The sequence below is a fragment of the Limosilactobacillus pulli genome (assembly GCF_947381555.1).
Lineage (GTDB): Bacteria > Bacillota > Bacilli > Lactobacillales > Lactobacillaceae > Limosilactobacillus > Limosilactobacillus pulli.
This window is the reverse complement of record NZ_CANCWQ010000009.1, coordinates 52245-73568: the sequence shown is the minus strand read 5'-3', so window position 1 is coordinate 73568 and position 21324 is coordinate 52245. Positions and strand designations below refer to the sequence as shown.

Annotated in this window: 18 protein-coding genes; 1 reads left to right on the top strand and 17 read right to left on the bottom strand. The window is 47.3% G+C overall.

What is annotated here, in order from left to right; all coding sequences use genetic code 11:
• Nucleotides 1–708 precede the first annotated feature (708 nt).
• The 12 genes from lysS to pth form a co-directional block, all read right to left on the bottom strand.
• Complete coding sequence (gene lysS, locus QOS03_RS04420; RefSeq protein WP_272214846.1) at nucleotides 709–2217, bottom strand: lysine--tRNA ligase; 1509 nt, start codon at nucleotides 2215–2217, stop codon at nucleotides 709–711.
• A complete protein-coding gene (gene dusB, locus QOS03_RS04415) occupies nucleotides 2217–3254 on the bottom strand; it encodes a tRNA dihydrouridine synthase DusB (RefSeq protein ID WP_272214847.1) in 1038 nt (345 codons plus the stop codon). Before dusB ends, lysS begins: the two co-directional genes overlap by 1 nt.
• A gap of 86 nt (nucleotides 3255–3340) precedes the next feature.
• Nucleotides 3341–4531 (bottom strand): MFS transporter, encoded by a 1191-nt coding sequence (locus QOS03_RS04410; protein WP_283575479.1) that lies wholly within the window; start codon nucleotides 4529–4531, stop codon nucleotides 3341–3343.
• 254 nt (nucleotides 4532–4785) lie between these two features.
• The gene (gene hslO, locus QOS03_RS04405) at nucleotides 4786–5691 is read right to left on the bottom strand and encodes an Hsp33 family molecular chaperone HslO (RefSeq protein ID WP_283575478.1); all 906 of its coding nucleotides are present in this window, start codon (nucleotides 5689–5691) and stop codon (nucleotides 4786–4788) included.
• A gap of 82 nt (nucleotides 5692–5773) precedes the next feature.
• Nucleotides 5774–7882 (bottom strand): ATP-dependent zinc metalloprotease FtsH, encoded by a 2109-nt coding sequence (gene ftsH / locus QOS03_RS04400; RefSeq protein ID WP_283575477.1) that lies wholly within the window; start codon nucleotides 7880–7882, stop codon nucleotides 5774–5776.
• An 89-nt stretch (nucleotides 7883–7971) separates the two neighbouring features.
• Nucleotides 7972–8511 (bottom strand): hypoxanthine phosphoribosyltransferase, encoded by a 540-nt coding sequence (hpt, locus tag QOS03_RS04395; protein ID WP_143113165.1) that lies wholly within the window; start codon nucleotides 8509–8511, stop codon nucleotides 7972–7974.
• A 13-nt stretch (nucleotides 8512–8524) separates the two neighbouring features.
• Nucleotides 8525–9934, bottom strand: a complete 1410-nt coding sequence (gene tilS / locus QOS03_RS04390) for a tRNA lysidine(34) synthetase TilS (RefSeq protein ID WP_283575476.1) — start codon at nucleotides 9932–9934, stop codon at nucleotides 8525–8527.
• Nucleotides 9897–10427: a S1 domain-containing RNA-binding protein gene (locus QOS03_RS04385; RefSeq protein ID WP_169462669.1), complete on the bottom strand. Its 531-nt coding sequence runs from the start codon at nucleotides 10425–10427 to the stop codon at nucleotides 9897–9899. The genes tilS and QOS03_RS04385 overlap by 38 nt, the downstream gene beginning before the upstream one ends.
• Before the next feature lie 174 nt (nucleotides 10428–10601).
• Nucleotides 10602–10964: an FtsB family cell division protein gene (locus QOS03_RS04380; RefSeq protein ID WP_169462303.1), complete on the bottom strand. Its 363-nt coding sequence runs from the start codon at nucleotides 10962–10964 to the stop codon at nucleotides 10602–10604.
• 120 nt (nucleotides 10965–11084) lie between these two features.
• Nucleotides 11085–11366 carry an RNA-binding S4 domain-containing protein gene (locus QOS03_RS04375; RefSeq protein ID WP_169462302.1) on the bottom strand — a complete coding sequence of 94 codons (282 nt, stop codon included), beginning with the start codon at nucleotides 11364–11366 and terminating at the stop codon, nucleotides 11085–11087.
• The gene (gene mfd, locus QOS03_RS04370; RefSeq protein WP_408612070.1) at nucleotides 11367–14957 is read right to left on the bottom strand and encodes a transcription-repair coupling factor; all 3591 of its coding nucleotides are present in this window, start codon (nucleotides 14955–14957) and stop codon (nucleotides 11367–11369) included.
• Nucleotides 14958–14976: 19 nt separating this feature from the next.
• On the bottom strand, nucleotides 14977–15537 hold the full coding sequence (pth, locus tag QOS03_RS04365) for an aminoacyl-tRNA hydrolase (RefSeq protein ID WP_283575475.1): 561 nt from the start codon (nucleotides 15535–15537) through the stop codon (nucleotides 14977–14979).
• A 198-nt stretch (nucleotides 15538–15735) separates the two neighbouring features.
• On the opposite strand from pth, the gene cbpA reads away from it, so the two are divergent.
• Nucleotides 15736–16380, top strand: a complete 645-nt coding sequence (cbpA, locus tag QOS03_RS04360; protein WP_169462299.1) for a cyclic di-AMP binding protein CbpA — start codon at nucleotides 15736–15738, stop codon at nucleotides 16378–16380.
• 61 nt (nucleotides 16381–16441) lie between these two features.
• Here the strand turns inward: cbpA and QOS03_RS04355 are convergent, their stop codons facing one another.
• Genes QOS03_RS04355 through QOS03_RS04335 form a run of 5 tightly spaced genes read right to left on the bottom strand, consistent with a single transcriptional unit; the run spans nucleotide 16442 to nucleotide 21250 of the window.
• Nucleotides 16442–16795, bottom strand: coding sequence for a type II toxin-antitoxin system PemK/MazF family toxin (locus tag QOS03_RS04355; RefSeq protein WP_283575474.1), 354 nt, complete (start codon nucleotides 16793–16795; stop codon nucleotides 16442–16444).
• A 14-nt stretch (nucleotides 16796–16809) separates the two neighbouring features.
• Nucleotides 16810–17928, bottom strand: coding sequence for an alanine racemase (gene alr / locus QOS03_RS04350; RefSeq protein WP_283575473.1), 1119 nt, complete (start codon nucleotides 17926–17928; stop codon nucleotides 16810–16812).
• A complete protein-coding gene (acpS, locus tag QOS03_RS04345) occupies nucleotides 17921–18295 on the bottom strand; it encodes a holo-ACP synthase (RefSeq protein WP_272208366.1) in 375 nt (124 codons plus the stop codon). Before acpS ends, alr begins: the two co-directional genes overlap by 8 nt.
• A 3-nt stretch (nucleotides 18296–18298) precedes the next feature.
• Nucleotides 18299–19813 carry a DEAD/DEAH box helicase gene (locus QOS03_RS04340; RefSeq protein ID WP_283575472.1) on the bottom strand — a complete coding sequence of 505 codons (1515 nt, stop codon included), beginning with the start codon at nucleotides 19811–19813 and terminating at the stop codon, nucleotides 18299–18301.
• A gap of 48 nt (nucleotides 19814–19861) precedes the next feature.
• Entirely contained in the window at nucleotides 19862–21250 is a 1389-nt protein-coding gene (locus tag QOS03_RS04335) for a UDP-N-acetylmuramoyl-tripeptide--D-alanyl-D-alanine ligase (RefSeq protein WP_283575471.1), read from the bottom strand.
• Nucleotides 21251–21324: the final 74 nt, after the last annotated feature.

Sequence of the window (21324 nt, the reverse complement as noted above, 5' to 3'; positions counted from 1 at the left end):
CTTGAAAAGCTCAAATTTAAATTAAGCGAATTGACTTCGCAAATGTTTTTGCATCAATCGTAATGATTGATGACCCTACACATTTGTGTTCGTCGAAACTGTATTCAGTTTTCAAAGGTCTACCGTGTTGCTTGATAACAACATTTAATATTTTAACAAATCGTCAACTTGATGTCAAGAAGAAATTTATTTAATTTCAACAGCTGATCAAATCAGCGACTTAACTAATATATCAAATTATCAATTCAATGTCAAGATCTTTTTTCTTGATCATTAACGATCAACCATTTGAATACCGGTCAATCGCTTTGACAACAATAAATACTATACAGGTTTCCCTAGGGTTCGTCAACGCTATTTCTAAACTTTCTAAAGCAATTTTTCACTTACGAACTAATTAGTCTTCTAGTTGACAATTAGTTCGTTTATTGCAGAATAATCGATAACCAAATTGCTTTGTTATTCAGTGATCGATAACCAGAATCTTTTGATTAATTCTCTGATCATAACTCAACAATCAAAAAGAGAGTGAGAAAAAACTCCGAAAATCAGCTTACGACCGATTTTCGGAGTTTGTCCGCAAGGATGACTAGGTCACTCAAATGCTGATTTATCAGCGTTTGAATTGCCAGCCAGCTACTGCGCTAAGGTATTATTGTTCATACATAGTTAAGAGGTTGCGTTAATTCTCAGCTTTTTGCTATTGAATTACTTATCTTCTTTTTCTTCGTCGGCAGACTTTTCTGGACGCATCGTTGGGAAAAGAATAACGTCACGAATCGACTTGGCATCAGTCAAAAGCATTACCAAACGGTCGATACCAATTCCCAGACCACCTGTTGGCGGCATCCCATATTCCAGAGCCTCAACGTAGTCCAGATCAACTGGTTCAGCTTCATCGTTACCGTTGGCCTTTTCTTTAGCCTGCATTTCAAAACGATACTTTTGATCGATTGGATCGTTTAATTCACTAAAGGCATTACCCATTTCGCCACCAGCGATGTAAAGCTCAAATCGATCAGCCATTGCTGGGTTTTCTTGGTTTCTTTTAGCCAGTGGTGAGACTTCAACTGGGAATTCATAAATAAACGTAGGCTGAATCAAGGTATCTTCTACAAATTCATCAAAGAAAGCACTCAGAATATGACCCTTGGACCACCATTTTTCGTACTTAACGTGCTTTTCTTCGGCCAATTGACGAGCTTCCTCATCAGATTTGACCTCTTTAAAATCAATGCCAGTCTGTTCCTTGACGGCGTCGTTCATCGTAATCCGTTTGAACTTACCGCCTAGGTCAATATCAGTACCCTGGTAGGTAATCTTACCATCATCAGAAACCACCTTAGCTGCGGCCTTGATGATTCCTTCCGTTTCATCCATTACGTCCCACAGATCCCAGTAGGCAGCGTAGGTTTCAATCGTCGTAAACTCAGGGTTGTGCTGCAGGTCCATCCCTTCATTTCTAAAGACCCGTCCTAATTCATAGACCCGTTCAAAACCACCGACGATCAACCGCTTCAAGTAGAGCTCCGTGGCAATCCGCAGATACATGTCGATGTTTAAAGCATTATGATGCGTAATAAATGGCCGAGCATTGGCACCACCGGCCTGCGTGTTTAAGATTGGCGTTTCAACCTCGGTAAAGCCATGATCATCCATATATTTACGAACGGCCTTGATGATCGCCGTCCGCTGGTGGAACCGCTTGAAGCTTTCTGGATTGGCAATCAGATCCAGGTAACGTTGACGATAGATGGTCTCTGGATCCTTAACCCCTTCCCACTTGTTTGGCAATGGCCGCAGTGCTTTAGACAGGAAGGTAATTTCTCGAGCGCGAATCGTCAGCTCGCCAGTGTTGGTCTTAATAACGTCACCCTTGATTCCCATAAAGTCACCAAGGTCGGCCCGCTTAAAGATATGGTACTGTTCATCGCCAACCATGTCCTTACGTGCGTAAACCTGAATTTTGCCCGTCCGATCAACGAAATCGGCAAAACCGGCTTTACCACTGCTGCGCTTACGCATCATTCGGCCGGCAATGCTGACCATATTTTCTTGTTCAAGCAGTTCATCTTTATCTACTTGATCAAACTGTTCGTGCAGATCCTGAGCCAGGTGGTCGCGATGATAGCGACGACCAAATGGTTCAATCCCTGCAGCCTTGAGTTCATCCATTTTTTCGCGACGAACGCGCATTTGATCCAGTTCTTGTGACACTAGTCTTCCTCCTCAATTTTTGCCTGGCGTTGAGCACGACGCAATTCCTGCTGTGCTGTTCGCTTTTGTGTATCTTCCAGGAAGCGATCAAAAATATCGATCATTTCCTGCTGCGTTTCTGCCTCAACCAATGCTGCCTTTGTTCTGGCTGCTCGCGGAATCCCCTTGATGTAGTAGGTTGATTGTCCACGGAACTCCCGAACGCCAACATGCTCACCTTTTAGTTCCACCAGGCCAGCCAAATGCTCTTTAGCCATGGCAATCTTTTGTTCCGGCGTAGCTTCAGGAAGCAGTTCACCCGTTTCCAGATAATGAGCCGTTCGCTTGAGCATCCAAGGATTACCCATGGCAGCTCGACCAATCATAACGGCGGTCGCACCGGTTTCATCCAGCATCCGCTTGGCATCTTCTGGCGTTTTAACGTCACCATTGCCCATAAATGGAATCGTTAGTGCATTGGCCACTTCTTTTAGGATATTCCAATCAGCGTGGCCTGTATACATCTGTTTACGAGTTCGCCCATGCATGGCAATTGCCTGAGCACCGGCACGCTCGGCAGCCAGTGCATTTTCAACAGCATAGACGTGCTTGTCGTCCCAACCAGTACGCATTTTGACCGTAACCGGCTTTTTAACGGCATCAACGACATAAGAAACCATCTCATAGACTTTGTTTGGATCTAGCAGCCATTTTGCCCCGGCATCGGTATTAACGACTTTGTTAACTGGGCAGCCCATGTTAATATCAATCACATCAGCTTCGGTGTTTTCATCGATGAATTTGGCTGCCTGAACCAGCGTTTCCTTAGTACCGCCAAAAATTTGAATGCCCATCGGATGTTCGATTGGCTCAACCTTCAGCATCGACAGGGTCTTTTTGTTGTGGTACATAATGCCGCGATCAGAAATCATCTCGCAGACCACGTAACCCGCGCCAAACTTTTTACAGATAACGCGAAACGCGGAATTGGTAACTCCAGCCATGGGAGCCACTACGACTTGATTGGGAATCGTGACATTGCCAATTTGCCATTCCACAAAAATATCCTCCTTAAAATTACAATCAAAACGATTGTAGCTTAATCAGCGTTGAATTAGCAAGCCAGAGCCTCAGCAATTATCATTTAGTCATAATTCTGCAGACCATGTTGCAAGAGATGCAGTACTCCCCAGATCGTTAAGCCAACTGCAAGATCGGCAACTGCACAAATCAAAAACAATGGCGAGTATCCTATTTTTTCAATAACCAATCCACCAAACAACGGTCCAAGCGCCTTGCCAAGCGATGAAAAAGCATTGACCAACCCTTGATTGCGGCCTTTCTGTGCTGCTGGCGACAAACGATTGACGTAGGCCGGCACGCCTGGAATCAACAGCGACTCACCCAGCGTCAAGACAACCATCGCCAAAATAAACTGTCCATAACGATCAGCAGCCAACAAGATCACAAACGAACCAGCCATCGCCATTGCACCAAATGTCACTTGAAAATTCAGGGTGGCACGATACCGGCTGATCCATTCAATCAGCAACTGAAACGCAATGATTAAAATGCCGTTGATTGTCCAGAGCATGCCATAGCGTCCCGTAGAAATTCCAAATCGCGCTAGGTAAACCGCTAGATTACTCATCCATTGCTCGTACATAATCCAGACAATCACCAGGCCAAGCATCAGTACCATAATTACGCTCCAATTGCTCTTAGAAGGCTTTTTTGCGGCTGCCGGCATCTGTAATTGTGATGATTGCAAAATTGGTTCCGCACGCAGCTCAACTCTGCCAAACTTAGCAAGGACAATGATCAGACTAAACAGATACATTATGGCAATTAAGGCAAACAGCCAGCCAATGCCTTGCTCATAAATAAAGCCAGTCATTCCTGTCCCAACTACCAGCCCAACGTTTTCCACCAGATAGAGCAGATTAAAGACCTTGGTGCCCGGATATTTTTTAACGTGCGTGCCCATTGAATTAATCAGCGTTAAAATCCAGCCATTGCCAAAACCAAATCCGCACAACAAGATTGAGTAGATTGGCCAGCCATGTGCAAAAATCAAAATCGTTACCGCCAAGAGCGTAATTAACTGACCACAGACGTTTAAGCCAAACGTATGCCCATGATCAAAGCAGCTGCCGGCCATAATGCTGCCGATAACATTGGCACTGGAATAGCAGAGCAGTACCAGACCAGACAAAACCAACGACTGATGCAGCTGATCGTGCATATAGACCGTTGTCACCGGCCATACACAGCTGTAGCCAACGTTGTTCAAAAAAGCCAGGCCGCACAGCCACTTAAATAAACCGTCTTTCAAACCCATCGCCTCTGTTTTTCGAATGTCTTAATTTTCACTGGTTGATCAAAAATTGTCAACGCAGTCCTAACCTTACCCATTCATTCTGCAGGCGAAGCGATTGCTAAAGATCAAAAAGAGAGAGCAAAAACTGATTTTCTAACCAAATAAAATAACTTTAATAATAGAAATGGCCAAAGATCAACGTTTTAAGTAACGTAATCTTCAGCCATTTTTGTTTTGAGACTCTATTCCCAGCCTCTTATATCGTTTAGCTAGTTTTCATCGCTGCTAGTCGCCTGTTTTAAGATGACTTCCAGGTCCTGCTTATTAAAATGGTACTTCTTGCCACAGAACTGGCAGACAATCTCAGCACCTTCGTCTTGTTCGATCATTTCCTTTAGATCGGCAGGTTTAATCGTTGCCAAAGCATGAGCAAAACGATTCTTGCTGCAATGGCAGGCATAAGATACTGGCATCGTCTGCAGCATCTTAAGCTCTTCGTCTGGGAACAGCATGTGTAAGATATCTTCGGGCGTCTTGCCTTCCAAAAGCAGGTCCGACACTCTTGGCATCCCCTTGATTGCATCCTCCAGCTTGGTAATAGCCTCATCACTGGCACCAGGCATTACTTGAACCATAAAACCGCCCGCTGCCTTGATCGAATCATCTTTTTCAACAAACACCGACAAACCGACTGCTGAAGGGATCTGTTCCGATTTAGCCAGGTAATAAGTAAAGTCATCACCCAACTCGCCTGAGATCAAATCGACTTCACCAGTATATGGCGTCTTGTCGCCTGGCGTCATCGTGGTTACCGAAAGCGTGCCTTGACGGCCAACTGCCCCGGCAACATCAATCTTGCCAGCTTCGTTTAATGGCAGATTAACGTGCGGATTTTTCATATAGCCTTTGACTTCACCATGCGCCGTCCCATCAGCAACGATATAGCTAACCGGACCATTGCCTTGAATCTTAACCGTCATACCGGCCTTGTCATCCAGACTGGACGTTGACAAAAGCAGCGTACCGATCAAAGTCCGCCCCATAGCTGCTGAGCTGGCACTCCAGGTATCATGAATCTCATGTGCTTTTTCAACCAAATTGGTCGCCCGTACTGCATAGGCACGAAACATGCCATCTTTGGTCATGCTTTTTACTAGATAGTCATTGTTTTCCATTTAAGTCACCTTTTCTGATTTTAATTCCATAATAAAACAGGAGCGCCGACCAGTGGTCATAAACGCTCCTGTTAATTGGCAATTATGCCTGATCATCATGATCGTCATGGTGGTCATTTTGATCATTTGAAGCTGAGTCGGCTGGCGTTTGTGAATCATTGCTTGATTCCGCATCACTGCCATGATCGCTTTCAACCTTTTCAGTCTCGCGACGTTCCAAAGCACGCTTAGACTCTTCAAAAGTTGCCGCATGCTGTTCATCTTCGGCAGCTTCAACATCGGCTTCTGGCATCTTCCCAGTCTTGTACAGACTCAGAATCTGCTTTTCATTCAGCGTTTCATACTTGAGCAGCGCCTCGGCAATCAGCTTGTGCTGTTCACGGTGCGTCTCAATAATGTGGAGCGCTTGTTCATGACCTTCATTCAAGATCCGCTTGATTTCTTCATCAACTACGGCCGCCGTGTGCTGCGAATAGCCGAACTGATCATAGCCCTGGCCAGCAAAGACCTGACCCGAGCTCTGCAGCTCAACCGGACCAATCTTGTCACTCATCCCGTATTGGGTAACCATGGCCCGTGCAATCTGAGTAGCCTGCTCAAAGTCGTTGGATGCACCAGACGACTGTGAATGGAAGATGATTTCTTCAGCAGCCCGACCACCCATCAGACCAGCAATCTGTTCTTCGGCGTTTTTCTTGCTCATCAGCATCTGGTCCTCACGTGGCAACATGATTGCATACCCGCCGGCACGCCCCCGCGGTACAATCGTTACCTTGTGAACGACCCGCGCATCGTTTAAGACCAGCCCAACAATCGTGTGACCGGCTTCGTGGTAGGCAACGGTTTCGCGCTCTTTTGGCGAAACGACCCGATCACGCTTGGCTGGTCCGGCAATTACTCGGTCTTCGGCTTCATCAACATCGGCAGCTGAGATCTCATTTTCATTGCGCCGCGCTGCTAGAAGTGCCGCTTCATTCAGCAGGTTGGCCAAATCGGCACCGACAAAGCCTGGCGTCTGCTTAGCAATTTCTTTTAAGTCGACATCTGGACCCAGTGGCTTGTTGCGTGCGTGAACCCGTAAAATAGCTTCACGACCTTTGACATCAGGGGCACCGACCAGAATCTTCCGGTCAAAACGACCAGGACGCAGCAGGGCCGGATCCAAGACGTCAGCCCGGTTGGTGGCTGCCATTACGATAACGCCCTCATCACCATTGAAACCGTCCATTTCAACCAGCAGCTGGTTCAGCGTCTGCTCACGTTCATCGTGGCCACCGCCCATACCAGAGCCACGCCGCCGACCAACGGCATCGATTTCGTCGATAAAGATGATTGATGGTGCAGCCTTTTTGGCTTGATCAAACAAGTCACGAACCCGGCTGGCACCAACCCCGACAAACATCTCAACGAAATCAGAACCAGAGATCGAGAAGAATGGTACGCCGGCTTCACCAGCAACGGCTTTAGCCAGCAGCGTCTTACCAGTACCTGGAGGGCCTTCCAAAAGCACACCAGATGGTATCTTGGCACCCAGTCGCGTGAATTTCTTAGGGTTCTTCAAAAATTCAACGACTTCAACCAGTTCCTGTTTTTCCTCTTCTTCACCAGCAACGTCAGAGAAGCGGACCTTGTTCTCCTTAGCATTGGCAGGTTTGGCTTTGGACTTGCCAAAGTTCATCATCCCGCCGCCACGACCGCCTTGGCTGGCCTGCCCCATCATCATGTAGAAGAAAAATACCATAATGATCAAAGGCAGAATGGTAAACAGCAGGTTCATCCACAGACTATTGGATTCTTCGGCCTTGGTACTGATAGTGACGTTGTGTTTTTCAGCATACTTTTGCAGCTGACTGAGCGTTACGTCACTGTCCAATACCGAGCTTTGGAAGCTGGTCGTGGTACTGCTCTTTTGCCCGACGATCGAGAACCCGGCATCACTGCTGCTGACCTTTTGCGGCTTGCGGTAGGTACCGGTGATCTTGTAGACTCCGCCGTCTGGTTGAAGTTGGAAGCTCTTAACCTTGTTGTCCTTCAATTCGGTAACAAAAGTGCTCTGGGAAACGTTCTTACTTTGCATATTCGTACTGCTTCCTCCAAAGAAGAAGTAGGCGATTCCCATAATGCACAAAAAGATTATCGCATAGAAGAGCACGTTATGAGCGAATCCATTATTTTTACGATTGTTGTTCATAACAACCTCCTATCCAACGGCAACGTTTAATTTATTTTGATGGACTAAATGATAGCATAACTGACCATCATTGACCATTATTTCGTCAACTATTTACTGTATACGGAAGGCTTCAGAATTCCTACATATGGCAGGTTCCGATAATAGCCTTGGTAGTCAAGCCCATAGCCGACCAAAAACTCATTTGGTACAACAAAGCCGACATAGTCAGCCTCAATCTCGACCTTACGACCCTCTGGCTTATCCAGCAGCGTACATACCTTGACGCTATTGGCACCACGCTCGCCTAAAAGATCAACCAGATAGCGCAACGTTCGGCCAGTGTCGACGATATCTTCCATAATCAAGACGTCCTGACCTTTAAGATCAGCCTTCAGATCGTGAATCAGCTTGATCGTCCCAGTTGACTCAGTGCCGCCGTAATAGCTGGAAACATCAATAAAGTCCAGTTGAGCATAGCAGGTCATCTTTTTAAACATGTCGACCGAAAAAGGCGCTGCCCCAGTCAGAACCGAAACCACCAAAGGCTTTTTGTCGGCATAGTCAGCGTTGATCTGCTTGGCCAGACGATCCTCGGCAGCATTGATGTCCTCAGTGCTGTACAAGACGCGTTCAATATCGTTGTTCATTTATCTGCTCCTTTTAGCATTTTCGTTGGGCAACTGCAATGACTTGATGTTTCTGATCTTGATAAGCGCTGTCTGACCCATCCAGCCAGGCAAACTTATAACCAACTACCCAAAGTACCGTCCCTTTTGCCGTGGTCAGAACCAGCTGATCCATCCGCTTTGACATTGGTACCTTGGCATTAATTAAAACTCGACGCACTTTTTGATGACCACCGTTTTTCAAGCGTAGACAATCATCTTTCTGCCAGCTTCGCAGCTTAAGCGGCAAGGAGCTGACTGGTAGATTGAAGGCAGCCAAAACAAGGGCGTCATTTGGCAGCTGATTCTCATCAAAGATGCCAAACGTCAACTCATCACTGATTTCATGCCATTGGCCCAATTCTACCACAGCTGCGATCTTTTTTTGCGAATTATCAACCTTTTTAGCCGTGTTTTTAAGCCAGCAGACATTATATTCTTTTATCAGGCAGTGTCCTTTTGGCAACGCAATGACCTGCTGCGGTTTTTTAGTATCGTTCAGTACCTGATCAATCTGCATGATCTGAGATCGCGTCAGATCAAAAACTGCCTGATTCTCAAGCCATTGCTGCATAATCAGATGCCGCCAAGTCTTAGGATAGGTGCAATATTTTGAAAGCTTCAGCTGCTCGCCTTTCGTTATTTGATCCAAGAGCCGGTTTAAACTGTCCTGACTAAAAACCAATAGATCGCTCAGCTGCTCATGCCAAGACGTCATATGCTCCAAAAAACGTGGATTTTCTCTAATCATAGCCGGTACGATCAAATTACGGAATCGATTTCGCGTCAGTGTCAGATCTTGATTGGTGACATCCTCAAACCAGGTTAGCTGATAAGTTCTGGCATACTCATAAAGATCGGCCTTAGGAATCGCTAAAAGCGGTCTAAGCAGCGTGGCACCAGCAAACGGTCGTGCATCATCAATTCCGGAAAGTGCCGTCAATTGACCGCCTCTAACCATCTTCATCAACATGGTCTCAGCCTGATCATTAGCATGATGAGCCGTCAGTAAAAACTCAGCCTTGAATCGATGTATCGTCTGGGCAAAAAAACGATAGCGCATCGTCCGCGCGGCTGCCTCAATGCCGGTTTGCGGATGTCTATTGATTGGCCAGTGGCTGATGACCAGTTTTAAGCCATGCTTTTGACAATAGTTGGTCAAAAAGGCTTCTTCTTCTTTGCTCTGTGCTCTTAATTCATGATTGACATGGGCAATAATCAGTCGACCGGGATCCGTCAAATGCTGCATAACATCCATCAAGACCATTGAATCTACGCCCCCAGAAACGGCAACTACTATGGGAGCATCAGATTCAAAAAAGCGGTGCCCTGACAGACGCCGCTTGATTTGATGCTGAAGATTCATTTTAGCTGCGACGACCGCCGCGGCCACCACGCTTGCCATCCGTCTGCCGTTTGAGCGATGACTGGAGCGAATCGCTTTGTTTCATAAAACTGGCCAGCATGTTGTCGAATTTTTCATTTTGGTGGTGATGACGAGCTCCGGCAAAACTACGCTGTGGTGCATTGCCAAATTCACGATGCTCGTGATGTTCCTGGGTGTGTGCGTGACCATGGAACTCCGTGTCATGACGCCGTTCATGGAAGCCGCGTCCCTGTTCGCGATGGTTTTCGCGCTCCTCATGCTGGTGACGTGCTTCCTTTGGTTGAGCTTCCTTCATCGATAAGGCGATCTTACCGTCACTGCCGATCTTCATTACCTTGACGGTTACCGTATCGCCGACTGACAGGACGTCGTGAATGTCTTTGATGAAGCGGTCGGAGATCTGACTGATATGAACCAATCCCGTCTGGTTGTCATCCAGGTCAACGAAAGCCCCGAAATTAGTAATACCTGAGATCTTCCCTGAAACCTTTGCTCCTTCTTCAATTGCCATGAACTAGCTGGCCCTCCTCATTGAAAATTAATCATTTATTTACAGTTTTGAGTATAACATAAATCAACATTGTTACAAGTGAACAATTAAGCGGTTAAAGCGAACAAAAAAAGCCAAAACCGCTTTCTTTTATCGTCAGTTAAACGCTGTCACGATTTTAAAAGCGCTTTTAGCTTAATTAGCAAAGTTATAAATCGTTTCACCTTTTTTGGCGTAGTTGTATTTGGAGCGGATCAGCTGCTGTAGATATTCTGAATCATTAAGCTCTTTAATGTGAGCATTTAATTCCTTTTGCTTGTTCTTCTGCTTGGTAAGCTGTGTCTGCGTCTGCTGAATCTGCGTGTTGACTTGACCGAGCTGGCGCTGATTATGCCAGAGCTGAAAGCCCAGAATCAAAACAAGTACGCCAATAATTGCCGAAATCATCACAAAGCGGCGTTTGCGGACATGCCGGACGTATGCTAGATCAGCCGCCAGTTGAGCCGTTTTCTGCTGCACGTATGGCGTGTCAAGATTATATACGTTGCGACCTTTCATTAAAAATTCCTCACCTTGTAATTATTGTCCAAAGTATAACAGTATTTTTAACCGTCTGTCCAACCCAATCGCTAATTCCTTGATAAATCATTGATTAATCAGATCTGCTGACGATTTGCCCTAATCATCAAAGGGATTGCTGAAGTCTTCGGCAAATTTTTCATCAATAATGGTGTACATCTGATCAGTCTCGCTTTTCTTGGTTGTCTCAATGATCTGATCGATACGAACCGTCTCAGTCTTATTGCCAAACTGAATCGTCAGTTCGTCTCCAGCCTTAACGCTGCTGGATGACTTTGCCGGCTTGCCATTGATCAGAATCCGGCCTTGATCGGCAATTTTTTTGGCAACGGTACGTCGCTTAATGATTCGCGAAACCTTTAAAAATTTGTCTAATCGCATTTATTCATCACTTTCCTTATCTTGCTTTTGATCCTGTGCGGAGGCGGCATTGTCATTTGGATCATTCTTCGATTCAATTGCCGCATTGACAGCCTGCTTAATGCCGCTAACCAAGACAATCAGCTGTTCAAGCCAGTCTTTTTGCGTCATCTTTGGCTGAATAACCAGTCTGATCGTCAAGCATCCATCATCAGTCTGCCCCATCGTTGCCTTAAAACGAGTTTTGGCAAGCGCCTTGATGATCGCTGGCGGCTTGATGACCTGACTGCCAGCCTTGGTAAACGTCAGGTTAAGATTATCACGCTGCCGCTTGATGGATGCCAGCATTGCCGCATCGGCATTCATCTTCAGTTTACCGACCAGCAGCAGATTCTCAACCGGCTTACCATAATCGCCAAATCGATCGAGCAAATCGCCTTGCAGATCAAGCAGTTCTTGATCGGACTTGGCTTGGCGAATCTGTTTATACAGTGCAATCTTTTGCCTAGAGTCGCCGACATATTCATCCGGCAGATAGGCTTCCACATTAATGTCAATTTCGGCATTTGAGACCGGCTTTTTGACCTGACCACGTTTTTTGGCAATGGCTTCGCTCAGCATTTCTGAATACAGATCATAGCCGACTGAATCGATAAAACCGTGCTGCTGCTTGCCTAAAAGATTACCCGCACCGCGAATTGCCAAGTCGCGCATTGCAATCTTAAAGCCGCTGCCCAGCTCGGTAAAGTCACGAATTGCAGCCAGCCGCTTTTCACCCAGTTCCGTCAGTACCTTGTTTGGCTGATACATAAAATAAGCATAAGCAACGCGATTGCTGCGACCAATGCGTCCGCGAATCTGATAAAGCTGCGAAAGCCCCATTCGATCGGCATCCTCGACAAAAAGCGTGTTGACGTTGGCAATATCAACGCCGGTTTCAATAATCGAGGTAGTTACCAAAACATCATACTCACCGCGAATAAAGTCATACAGCACGCCTTCCAATTGTGATTCGGTCATCTGACCATGAATATATCCGATTCGCGCCTCAGGAACCAATTCCTGCAGTTCGAACACGACTCGCTCGATATCATTGACACGATTATGCAGATAATAGATCTGTCCGCCACGCTGCAGCTCACGCAGAATTCCATCACGAATCGCCGCTTGATTTTGCTCCATTACATAGGTTTGAATTGGGTAGCGATCGGCAGGCGGTGTTTCGATTACCGACAGATCCCGAACGCCCATCATTGACATGTGCAGCGTTCGCGGAATCGGCGTTGCCGTCAGCGTTAAAACGTCAATGTTGTGCTTGAGCTGTTTGAGTCGTTCTTTGTGCTTGACGCCAAAGCGTTGCTCTTCATCAATGACTAAAAGCCCTAAATCATTGAACTGGACGTCTTTGCTGAGCAGTCGGTGCGTGCCGACTACTACGTCGATCTTGCCATTTTTAAGCCCTGCTTCAGTTTCTTTGAGCTGTTTGGGCGTTCTAAAACGCGACATCATGGCGATCTCAATGGGAAATCCCTCAAAACGACTCTTCATGGTGTCATAGTGCTGTTGAGCCAGAATCGTTGTTGGTACCAAAAAGGCCACCTGCTTACCGCCTAAAACCGCCTTAAAGACTGCTCGCAAGGCTACTTCCGTTTTACCATAGCCAACGTCGCCAACCAGGAGCCGATCCATGGGCCGTTCGCTTTCCATGTCTTTTTTGATCTCTTTGATGCTGCGTAGCTGATCGGGCGTTTCCTGATATGGGAACTCGGCCTCAAACTTTTCTTGCAGATAGTCATCTTTAGGAAAGGCATAGCCCGTTTCCGTTTCCCGCGCCGCATAAAGATCAACCAGTTCATCGGCAATGTCTTCGACTCTGGCAGCCACGCGCGCCTTGGTTTTAGCCCATTCGGTACCGCCCAATCGATTGATGTGGGGCACCTTGCCTTCGCTGGCAACATATTTTTGTACCAGATTCAGCTGCGTAACCGGGACAAAGATCTGCGCATGGTTGCGATAGTTGATCACCATGTAGTCTTGATTGGCCCCATCAACCGTCATCGTCTTGATTCCAGAAAAGATCCCAATCCCGTGGTTGACGTGTACGACGTAATCGCCCGGCTTAAGGTCGGTATAGCTCTTAAGCCGTTCCGCGTTAGCCAGTTTCTGCGGTCGGATTTTGCGCTGCTTGACCTGGGCAAACATCTCATTTTCGGTAATCACGACCAGATTGGCTTGCGGATATTCAAAGCCATTTGCCAAAGTCATTGCCGTCAATTGGGTCTGATGCTCAAGCAGTGAGTCTGGCTGGGTCTCAACTGCTTGAACGCCAAACTCGGCCATGGTCTTGGCCATCTGCTGGCGCCGCTCTTGACTCTGTGCCAATAGGACAATCGTTTCGCCTTGAGCTTGCCAGCGCTGCAGCTCGTTTTTAAGCAGTTGCATCTGACCAAAAAATCGCTGCATGGGTCTGGTATTGAGATCAGTCAAGGCAGCAAATCGTTTCTGCCCCATGCCTTTTTTAAACAGTGCCAGATACGTCTGGGCGTGTGCATCGGCAGTTACCAGCTGCTCTGGATCATGCCCCAGCAACCCGTCCTGTCCCCGTTCATGATGCTGCATTTTTTCGTCCAGCCAGCTTAGTTCGTCTTTTTCCAGACGCTGGCTCGTTTCTTTAATGCGTGGCCAATCATCCAGATACAGACTGCCAGCTGGCGGCAGATAGTCTAAAAGCGAGGCCGCCTCAGGATAGACCAGGTCAGCATATTCCAACATTTCAACTGGCAGCTCATGTTTTTTTAGCGCCGAGATCAGTTCGGCAAAATGACTATTGAGCACCTGTCTTTGTTCCTGATCGGTAACCAATGCCTGCAGATCAGCCTGCTCTTTGGTCATTTTCTGCGCAACCCGTTCGAACTCCGTAATTGGCAGAATAAAGTCGGTGGCGGGCAGAATCGTAACATCAGTAAGATTTTCCTGGCTGCGCTGAGATTCTGGATCAAAAGTACGCAGCGAATCAATTTCAGTATCAAAAAGATCGATTCGAATCGGCAGCTCAGTATTTAAGGCATAGACATCAATAATCGACCCTCGTATAGCAAAATCACCTGGTCTTAAAACCATCTGCTGGTACTGATAGCCCATTGCACCAAGCTGGGCACGCAATTGCTCTAGATCCAATTCCATCCCTGGCTTTAGATGCAAGGCGGCCTTTTTAAACTCAGTTGGCTTGATCAGCTTGTGACGCAGTCCAGCCGTTGAAGCAATCACAATCGCCGGATCATGGTTTTGCAGTGCATTTAAGGCTAGCACTCGCTGCAAACGGTAATTGGGCGAGCTGGTTGCAACCTCAGCGGCCAGGACCTCTTCGACTGGAAATTGGTAAATCTCGGTTTCTGGCAGCAGATTTTCCAGATCGGCTGCCAGTTCTTGCATATGATAGAGACTGTCAACCACGATCAGCTGTGGGTGATTCAGCTTTTCATGCAATGCCGCCAGCAAAAGCGTCGTGGCAGAACCGGAAACTCCGGTAATCAATTGATTTTTATGATCGGAAATCGTGGCCAGGATCGTTTCAAAATTGCTGGTCGATTCCATAAATTCCGTCAGACGCAAATTATTCACCCCTTTTGCTTTAGTTATATTGATTCATCAATTGGTCAAACGTCTCACCATGAACCCAGTCGATCAGAGCATGCTCAGCGGTGGCAACGGCCTGGTCAAAATCGGGCCACTCTTGTGCCGTAAAGCGTCCCAGCACGTGACTGACCACTGTTCCATTTTGGGGATGATCAATGCCCAGCTTAACGCGATTGAAGTTCTTGGTTCCCAGATACTGAATGATGCTCTTTAAACCATTGTGACCACCCGAGGCCCCATGCGTCTTTAACCGGACACGGCCAACTGGCATATCTAAGTCATCAGCCACGATCACCAAGTCTGCTGGATCAATTTGATAGTAATCCATCAATGGTTTGACGGCTCGGCCCGAATCATTCATAAACGTCGTTGGCTTGACCAGCATGACCTTTTCACCATCAATCATGCCTGTAGCCGCAACGGCTTCGTACTTGGTATGGGTAAATGCTCCCAAATGATAGTCGCGCGCGATCTGCTCAACAACCATAAAGCCAGTGTTGTGCCGTGTCTCATCATAACGAGAACCAATGTTACCCAATCCTACAATCATCTTCATTAAAAATCACCTTTCCTTACACACAAAAAGGCCGCACGGGACCAACCCCCGTCCAGCATCAGTGGAATTATTATACCGCAACCAACAGTCAATCAAAAAGCAAATGCCCACCTGATTTTTGCTGATTGGACCATTGCTACTTGTGCTATCATGTTGATAGATTAATTCGCATAATGTAATCAAACTGGAGGCACAATCATGATTTTTAACTCACTGATCAAGACCAAGGATCAACTGACTACCCTGCCTGAAGATGCCACCTTGGCTGAGGCGCTGACCGTTTTGGAAAATACCGGTTTTCGCTGTGTACCTGTTTTGGATAAGACTGGCACGATTTTTCGAGGCAACATCTATAAGATGCATATCTATCGGCATAAATCTCGGCATGGAGACATGGATCTGCCCGTTACCAGCCTTTTAAAGAACTCAACCAAGTTCATCTCAATCAAGGCCGCTTTCTTCAACGTCTTCTTTACCATTCGCGACTTACCATACATTGCGGTTTTAGATGAGGACAACCATTTTTACGGTATCTTGACGCACAGCCGCGTTTTACGCATGCTGGCTGAGGCCTGGAACATCAATGCCGGCAGCTATGTTCTGACGGTAACGGTACCTGATGAACGAGGCGCCTTGGTAACGGCAGCCAAAGAGATCACGCGCTTTACCGACATTGCCAACGTCATCTCGTTAAACCTTGATCCAACTCAGACTCACAACAAGCAGATCCTGTTTACGTTGCCAGCCAGTGCCGACCAGGCTTTGGTTGATAAAGTCGTTAAGCGGTTGAATCGCAAAGGCTTTGAGGTCCCAGAAATTGAAGACCTGCATCCAAATTACTAATTGAAAAATTGATTTTTCCATATACAAAAAGATCCAGCCAAATATGACTGGATCTTTTTGTTTACGATAGATTCAAACTGATATGCAGTGCATGATCAACGTTTTTCATAATCCGATCGTCAAACCGCGTTAAATGCTTTTTTAAGCGCTGCTTGTCGATCGTACGCAGCTGTTCGAGTAAAATAATCGAATCATAGGCGATTCCCGATTCGGATGCTTTGATTTTAACGTGCGTCGGCAAGGTATTCTTGGTTAGTTGGGCCGTAATGGCGACTACGATCGTCGTCGGACTGTAGCGGTTACCGACATCGTTTTGAATAATCAGAACTGGCCGTACGCCGCCTTGTTCCGAGCCGATTACCGGTGATAGATCAGCTAGAAAAACATCACCGCGTTGAATCCGTATCTTCCCCATTCATCATCGCCTGCCTAGTCTTGATAACGCCGCAATAAACGTGGTGTAATACTGGTCAAGATTTCATAGTTGATCGTGTGCGCGTAGTCAGCCAGATCAGTTGCAAAAAGCGTCTTGTCTTTAGAAGTTCCCATCAAGACAGCCTCGGTACCAACCGGCATGGACTCAGGCAGTCGAATCATCATCTGATCCATGCAGATGCGACCCAAAATATCACATTCTTGACCATCCACTAACACCTTAAAGCCTTGCATCCGCCGTAGATAACCATCTGCATAGCCAATTGGCAAGGTAGCTACCCATTCGTCATTTTGAGCCGTATAGGTTGCGCCATAGCTGACCGACTCACCAGCCTTGAGATGCTTGACAAAGGTTGTTTTGGCAATGATTGAGGCAACCGGCCGCAAATCCAATGAATCCGGCAGTTCATGACCAGATGGATTGCAGCCGTACATTGAAATGCCCATCCGTACCGTATTGGCTGCGATCGTTTCGCGATGCCACATGCCAACAGCGGAATTAGCCATATGAACGTAAGGCGGTTTTTGATCAACAGCATCCAAAAACTCTTGCCAGCGCTGCAGCTGACGTTTGAAGTAGGTATCGTCAGCCTCATCGGCCGTTGCAAAGTGCGTAAACATCCCTTCAAAGACAAATACCGGCTGTCTAACCAGATCCAGGGCTTCCTTAAACTCTTTTACGCTTTGAAACCCAATGCGGCCCATACCGGTATCAAGTGCCAGATGGACCTTTAATGGTGGCAGCGACTCATGCTTGGCCAACTCGGCATACTCTTTTAGCCAAGAAGTGCTGCCAACCGTCAGTGAGATGTCATTTAGAGCCGCAATCGGTGCATAATGAACCGGTGTCAATCCCAAAACCAGCATCAGCCGATCAATTCCGGCATTTCTTAATTCCAGTCCTTCATCCAGCATGGCTACGCAAAAACCATCCACACCAGCTTCTTTAGCGGCATTGGCAACCGGAACGGCACCATGTCCATAGGCATCGGCCTTGACGACCGCCAAGATTCGACTGTTGGCTGGCAGAGCTGCCTGCTGCTGTTTGATGTTGTGTTTCAATGCCTTTAGGTCAACTACCATTGCGGCATCACGCAATTGTGCGCTAATCATTTCTCTGATCGCTTGTCCTTTCCAAAATGATTTCAGTCATTACCAGATCGGCGGTATGACTGACCGATGCCCACACCTGACCTTCAAATGGTGATTTAACCACGATCGGCCGACCACTTTGGTTATTGACGATCGCAATATCTTGAAAGCCAACCTCGCGACCGATCCCGGTTCCCCAAGCCTTGGCAAAAGCCTCTTTTAGCGACCAGCGACCGGCGATATATTCGTATCGGCGCCGACCGCCCAGCGTCGCTAATTGCTCCAGTTCAGGCGGCGTTAGAATCCGCTTAACGAAGCTGGGCGTTTTATCAACGGCACGCTTAACGCGGGCAATTTCCGTTAAATCAATTCCAAATCCTTGAATCATTGGCTATTGTTCCTGACCGCCACGTCGCCGAATGTTAAACCCACGTCGATTCTTGTTGTTTGAGTCCTCGCGATAGCTGCGCCGGCTCTTGCTTTGGCCGCTGCGCTTGCCGCCACGATAATTGCGGTGTGATGAGCTGCCATGACCATGACGGTAGCTGCCGGTACGATAGCCACTGTTTTGGCGACGTTTGCGCCGTGGCAATGGTCGTTCCGGCGTAATCTTAACTGGTACCTGACTGGCCGCCTCTTTGGTCATATCGTTAAGCAAAGCTGCTGCCAAGTCAAGCGCATCATGCGTTTCCAGCAATTTTTGGGCAGCTTCGGCATAGCGCTGCGTAGATGGCTGGGCAATCAATTCATCAATTTCGCTGACGGCACTGGCCAGTTGACCCTTAAAGGCCTCTTCTTCCGTAGGTGGCTTTAAGGGCAGCATCCGGACTTTGGTCAATTTTTCGATCTCATGCAGGTAATCCATCTCATTTGGCGTAACAAACGTTAGTGAGACGCCATGATGCCCGGCACGACCCGTTCGACCAATCCGGTGTACGTAGCTGTCGGGATCGGATGGAATATCGTAGTTGTAGACATGGGTAACGCCTGAAATGTCAAGTCCCCGCGCCGCAACGTCGGTAGCCACCAAAATATCCAGCTTGCCTTCTTTAAACCGCTTCATGATCTTGGTCCGTCGATCCTGCGTCAAGTCACCATGGATACCGGCCGCGTTGTAGCCACGGGCCGTCAAGCCTTTGGACAGTTCGTCGACACGCCGCTTGGTCCGACCAAATACGATCGTCAGGTCCGGATCCTGCACATCGATTAATCTGGTCATGATATCAAATTTTTCGTAGTCGCGTGCCCGTACGTAATATTGATCCACCAGGTCAGTCGTCAGCTCTTGAGCCTGAATGCGTACGGTTTTAGGATCCTTCATAAACTGCATGCCGATCCGCTTGATTTCTGGCGGCATCGTAGCACTGAACAGCAATGTCTGCCGCGTTACCGGCGTTTCGTTAATGATGGCCTCAATATCTTCCAAAAAGCCCATGTTCAGCATTTCATCGGCCTCATCCAAGACCAGCGTATGAATCTGACTGAGATCAACCGTGTGGCGTCGAATGTGATCACGCAGCCGGCCCGGCGTACCAACTAAAATCTCTGGCTGGTGCTTTAAGCTCTTGATCTGACGACGAATGTCAGCACCGCCGTAGACAACCTGAACCTTCGCCCGCTTGTCCTTACCAAGTCGATACAGCTCTTCTTGCGTCTGAATTGCCAGCTCACGTGTTGGTGAGATAATCAGTGCCTGAATAGCCGGATTCTGGGTATCGATGTGTTCAAGGATCGGTAGCCCAAATGCGGCCGTCTTACCGGTACCGGTCTGAGCTTGACCAATCACGTCATCGCCATTTAAAACCATCGGAATCGTCTGTTCTTGAATGGGCGTAGCTTCTTCATAGCCGCTGCGCTTGATGGCTTTAAGCAGGCTGTTTGACAACCCTAATTCTCCAAATTTCACTTAAATATATTCTCCTTAATTTTCAATCATGATCGTTCATGACTATGATTACTTTTCATTGGCACTGGCCAATTCTGCCAGGACCTTTTCTAAATGAATGCCATGACTGGCCTTCATCAAAACGGCATCGTCAGCTGTCAGTACTGCTTTGAGCTCGCTTGTCAGCTGCTCAAGCTGATCAGCATCATAGCTATGGATATCTGCTTGTGGATAACCGTCTTTAATCAGCTGATCTTTTAGATTGTTCATTTCCTTGCCAACCAGGTAAACGGCATCAATCTGATCATGCGAAATTGCCTCAGCCAAGCTGGCATGCAATTTGGCCGAAGCATCGCCTAATTCAAGCATGTCGCCCAATACGGCAATATGTCGGCCATTGGTCTTGACCGTGGCCAGCGTCTTGATAACCTGCTTAACGGCCGTTGGATTGGAATTATAGACATCGCTTAAGATCGCCTCGCCAACATCGCCTTGAATCCATTCAGCACGGTTGGCCGTTAATTCAACGCCAGCCAAGGCCTGCTGCATGTTTTCCGGCTTGACGTGCAGCAGCTTGCCAACCGTGATGGCTGCCAAGGCGTTGTTGACGTTGTATTCACCACCCATTGGCAGATCAAAACTCAATCCTGGCCATTCATTGACCTGGAACGTAACATGGCTAGGTGCAGTCGTAACACTGGTAGCATACAGATCATTACCCAATTCACGACCAAACGTCTTGGTGTACTGCTTGATCTTGGCGGCCCGTTCTTTAAGCAGCGGCTCATCCCCGTTGTAGACCAGCGTACCGTCTTCTTTGAGGCCGTGTACAATCTCCATTTTGGCATCGGCAATCTTGTCGCGCGTACCAAAGAATTCAATATGCGCTTCACCAATCATCGTGATGACTGCAATGTCAGGCGTAGTCAACTTGCTCAAAAAATCCAATTGTCCTGGACGATCCATTCCCATTTCAACCACAACGGCTTCTGTATTGGGATTCATATTGAGCAGCGTAACCGGTACACCAATCTCGTTATTGAAGTTGGCATAGGTTTTGGTTACATTCATTTGGCTTGCCAGGACTGCAGCCGTCATATCCTTGGTGGTCGTCTTACCATTGCTGCCCGTTACGGCAACCACGAACGGATTGATCTTGTGCAGGTAGTATTGGCTCAGTTCCTGTAAGGCCTGCAGCGGATCATCAACCACCAGCAGTGGCCGATCCATTTCCGGCAGATCGTGGTCGCTGGCCCAAAGCGATGCTACCGCGCCATTTGCAAATGCATTGGCGACGTATTGATGTCCGTCTTGTTCACCCATCAATGGAACAAACAGTGCCCCGTCTTCTAAGGCACGACTGTCAAAAGCCACGCTGGTCGCTTCCAGATCCTGCCATTTTGCAATATCATTTTGCACCCGAATTGCCTTGGCAATCTCGGCTAAACTCATCTTCATGAAAATTTCCTCTTTTGTTTATTTTTGAACTTTCGTACCGACTAGTCTAACTGATTAATTATATCACCCTTATG

Excerpts from the sequence above, each read along its gene's own strand:
- cbpA (WP_169462299.1), top strand. The coding sequence starts at position 15,736 with ATGATTTTTAACTCACTGATCAAGACCAAGGATCAACTGACTACCCTG.
- hslO (WP_283575478.1), bottom strand. The coding sequence starts at position 5,691 with ATGGAAAACAATGACTATCTAGTAAAAAGCATGACCAAAGATGGCATG.
- alr (WP_283575473.1), bottom strand. The coding sequence starts at position 17,928 with ATGATTAGCGCACAATTGCGTGATGCCGCAATGGTAGTTGACCTAAAG.
- ftsH (WP_283575477.1), bottom strand. The coding sequence starts at position 7,882 with ATGAACAACAATCGTAAAAATAATGGATTCGCTCATAACGTGCTCTTC.
- QOS03_RS04380 (WP_169462303.1), bottom strand. The coding sequence starts at position 10,964 with ATGAAAGGTCGCAACGTATATAATCTTGACACGCCATACGTGCAGCAG.
- QOS03_RS04355 (WP_283575474.1), bottom strand. The coding sequence starts at position 16,795 with ATGGGGAAGATACGGATTCAACGCGGTGATGTTTTTCTAGCTGATCTA.
- tilS (WP_283575476.1), bottom strand. The coding sequence starts at position 9,934 with ATGGCAAGCGTGGTGGCCGCGGCGGTCGTCGCAGCTAAAATGAATCTT.
- QOS03_RS04375 (WP_169462302.1), bottom strand. The coding sequence starts at position 11,366 with ATGCGATTAGACAAATTTTTAAAGGTTTCGCGAATCATTAAGCGACGT.
- QOS03_RS04385 (WP_169462669.1), bottom strand. The coding sequence starts at position 10,427 with ATGGCAATTGAAGAAGGAGCAAAGGTTTCAGGGAAGATCTCAGGTATT.
- pth (WP_283575475.1), bottom strand. The coding sequence starts at position 15,537 with ATGAAGATGATTGTAGGATTGGGTAACATTGGTTCTCGTTATGATGAG.
- acpS (WP_272208366.1), bottom strand. The coding sequence starts at position 18,295 with ATGATTCAAGGATTTGGAATTGATTTAACGGAAATTGCCCGCGTTAAG.
- hpt (WP_143113165.1), bottom strand. The coding sequence starts at position 8,511 with ATGAACAACGATATTGAACGCGTCTTGTACAGCACTGAGGACATCAAT.
- QOS03_RS04335 (WP_283575471.1), bottom strand. The coding sequence starts at position 21,250 with ATGAAGATGAGTTTAGCCGAGATTGCCAAGGCAATTCGGGTGCAAAAT.